Genomic DNA, 213 nt, shown 5'->3' on the forward strand with positions numbered 1-213 from the left:
GGTCAGGTAGAGAATACCGAGGCGTTCGGGTGAACTATGGTTAAGGAACTCGGCAAAATGCCCCCGTAACTTCGGGAGAAGGGGGGCCACATCCGGTGACGGCACTTGCTGCCAGAGCTGGGGGTGGCCGCAGAGACCAGCGAGAAGCGACTGTTTACTAAAAACACAGGTCCGTGCGAAGCCGTAAGGCGATGTATACGGACTGACGCCTGC

The 213-nt window shown here is 58.2% G+C and carries 1 rRNA gene; it reads left to right on the forward strand.

Annotated elements, in window-relative coordinates:
• A 23S ribosomal RNA gene (locus IE97_RS0138050) occupies positions 1-213 on the forward strand; the annotation flags it as partial.

The sequence above is a fragment of the Streptomyces sp. NRRL S-455 genome, assembly GCF_000717875.1.
In the GTDB taxonomy this organism is placed as follows: domain Bacteria; phylum Actinomycetota; class Actinomycetes; order Streptomycetales; family Streptomycetaceae; genus Streptomyces.